The organism is Nocardiopsis sp. NPDC007018, assembly GCF_040635075.1.
Lineage (GTDB): Bacteria > Actinomycetota > Actinomycetes > Streptosporangiales > Streptosporangiaceae > Nocardiopsis.
The window spans coordinates 1-2,418 of sequence record NZ_JBEYHA010000106.1 but is presented as its reverse complement, the minus strand read 5'-3'; the positions used below and the strand labels follow the sequence as shown (position 1 = coordinate 2,418).

General features: G+C 71.1%; 3 protein-coding genes and 1 pseudogene. 2 read left to right on the top strand and 2 right to left on the bottom strand.

Annotation, left to right across the window (positions count from 1 at the left end; translation table 11 throughout):
• Positions 1 to 122: 122 nt before the first annotated feature.
• On the bottom strand, positions 123 to 944 hold the full coding sequence (locus tag ABZ635_RS27080; RefSeq protein WP_357770076.1) for a methyltransferase domain-containing protein: 822 nt from the start codon (positions 942 to 944) through the stop codon (positions 123 to 125).
• Positions 945 to 1,307: 363 nt separating this feature from the next.
• Between ABZ635_RS27080 and ABZ635_RS27075 the strand changes: the two genes are divergently transcribed.
• A complete protein-coding gene (locus ABZ635_RS27075) occupies positions 1,308 to 1,979 on the top strand; it encodes a sigma-70 family RNA polymerase sigma factor (protein WP_357770075.1) in 672 nt (223 codons plus the stop codon).
• Complete coding sequence (gene rsrA, locus ABZ635_RS27070; protein ID WP_357770074.1) at positions 1,976 to 2,287, top strand: mycothiol system anti-sigma-R factor; 312 nt, start codon at positions 1,976 to 1,978, stop codon at positions 2,285 to 2,287. The genes ABZ635_RS27075 and rsrA overlap by 4 nt, the downstream gene beginning before the upstream one ends.
• A gap of 36 nt (positions 2,288 to 2,323) precedes the next feature.
• On the opposite strand, the pseudogene ABZ635_RS27065 reads toward rsrA, so the two are convergent.
• A pseudogene (locus tag ABZ635_RS27065) lies at positions 2,324 to 2,418 on the bottom strand (carboxylesterase); the annotation flags it as partial.

Genomic DNA, 2,418 nt, shown 5'->3' with positions numbered 1-2,418 from the left:
GGGCGAGGGAGTTCAGGTGTTGCGTCACAACAAGACCATGGGCTCCCTCGCCTCATGCTCAGACCACGCACCCCTGGGAATTACTCATCTAGGCGAGCCCCCGCCGGGCCGACCGGCGGGGCCTACCGGGGCCTGACGGCGCTGGCCACCAGGTGCACGCCGACGTAGTCGTCGGAGTCGGCGGCGTGCAGCTCCATCTCCACGAGCCGCGCCATCGAGCGGGGGTCGCGGGCCAGCATCATCTCCACGGTGGAGGCCGACAGGACCGTGCGCGGCTTGATCCACTCCAGTTCGAGCCCGGCCTCGGTGACCATCTCCGTGAGCTGTTCGGCGGTGAAGCACCGGGTGATCGACCCGTCCGGCCAGGGCACCAGGAGCACGTCGGCGCTGGGGGCGTGGCTCAGCTCGGGCCAGGCGTCCTGCTCGGCCAGCAACGCCATGCCCAGCACCACCGAGTCCACGCAGATCAGCACCCGGCCGCCGGGGCGCAGCACCCGGGCCACCTCCGCCATGGAGGACTCGGTGGCCAGCTGCCGGGAGAACACCCGGTTGTCGGCGATCACCCCGTCGAAGGACCCCGGAGCGAAGGCCCGCAGGAACGCGGAGTCGCCGACCACGTGCCGCAGGCGTCCGCGGGGCGTGGGGCGCGGGACCACCGCCCGCCCGTTGACCAGGGTGAGGGGGCGGCGCATGGCCATGTCCACGGAGGGCAGCAGGGTGACGACGTCGTGACCGGCAGCCACGGCGCGGGGGGTCCCCTGGAAGTCGGGGCTGGACAGGTCGAGCAGCCGGGCGGGCCGTTCGGGGAGCCAGCGGCTGATCTGCGCCTCCGCGACCGCCCAGTAGAAGCGCCAGTAGTCCGAGAGTCGGTCGGTGGTGGCGAACTGGGCGGCGGGCGATCGGGGTCGGTCGGAGGCCGGAGTCGAGGACGGTCGCACGTGCACTCCTCTCCATCCTTCAGTGAGTCCTACCCGCACTCTGCCATGCCTCACCTTCGCCGACGCGCGCAAACGACAAAGTTCGGCCGGACGCCCCCACCTTCCGCCCGGACGGCGGAATCAGCGCGCGGGGGACGTTGTTGTCACCAGCACCGCCGGGGGGAGAGCTCCGGCAGGGGCCCGGAGTCGAGCCCGGGACGGCGACAGGGAAGGGGCGGGGTTCGGGACATGGCGACCGCTGGTGCGTGCCTTGAGCGCGAGGAAACGGCGTTGGCGCCACGCGGCGTCGACGCGCAGGTCGGGGGTGTGGGAACGTATCTTTGGGACACGGACACCCCACCAGGGACCAGCGCGAGGAGGCCGAAGGGCTTGGACCAGAGCCAGGAGACAGCCGGGGAACGGGACGAGCGGTTCGAGAGGGACGTGCTTCCCTTCCTCGACCAGCTCTACTCGGCGGCGCTGCGCATGACACGCAACCCCTCGGACGCCGAGGACCTGGTGCAGGAGACCTTCGCCAAGGCGTTCGGCTCCTTCCACCAGTTCAAGGCGGGGACCAACCTCAAGGCGTGGCTGTACCGCATCCTCACGAACACCTTCATCAACTCCTACCGCAAGAAGCAGCGGGAACCGAAGCAGGCCGGTACGGAGGACGTCGAGGACTGGCAGCTCGCCCAGGCGGCCTCGCACACGGCGGCGGGGCTGAAGTCCGCTGAGGCCGAGGCGCTCGAACACCTCCCCGACAGTGACGTCAAGCGGGCCCTACAGGAGCTTCCCGAGGACTTCCGGATCGCGGTGTACCTCGCGGACGTCGAGGGCTTCGCCTACAAGGAGGTCGCCGAGATCATGGGGACCCCCATCGGAACGGTCATGTCGCGGCTCCACAGGGGGCGGCGCCAGCTGCGCACCCACCTGGAGGAGTACGCGGTGGACCGTGGGTTCCTCCCCGCGACCAGGGCCGCCGAGGCCGCTGCCGTCGCGTCGGGGTCGTCGGCGGGGGGCCGGGGACAGGTGAGCGGTTCGGATCGAGGAGACCGGCGATGAGCGGCGGCCAGGACAAGTCGGAGACGGACACCCCGTGCAGCGAGGTGTTGGAGAAGCTCTACACCTACCTTGACGGCGAGCTCGCGGAGAGCGACTGCCCCGAGGTCAGGGCGCACCTGGACGGGTGCGGTCCGTGCCTGGACGAGTACGGCCTGGAGGAGGCCGTGAAGAAGCTCGTCGCCAAGCACTGCGGCTGTGATCCGGTCCCGCTGGACCTGCGGGACAAGGTCCTGGGAAGGCTGGCGCGGGCCCGCGACGAGCAGTTGGCGCGCGAGGCCAGGGCCGACGTCCCCGGGGCGCCCGCCTGAGGCGCGGCTGAGCCGTCGGCGGCCCGGGGCCGCGTGCGAAAGCCCCATGACGTACACCTGGTCGCACCGCCCGGCCAGGTCGAGCAGGGACTCCTCCACCGCCCCGTACCAGTCGTCGCTGGTGGTGGTGG

Excerpts from the sequence above, each read along its gene's own strand:
- rsrA (WP_357770074.1), top strand. The coding sequence starts at position 1,976 with ATGAGCGGCGGCCAGGACAAGTCGGAGACGGACACCCCGTGCAGCGAG.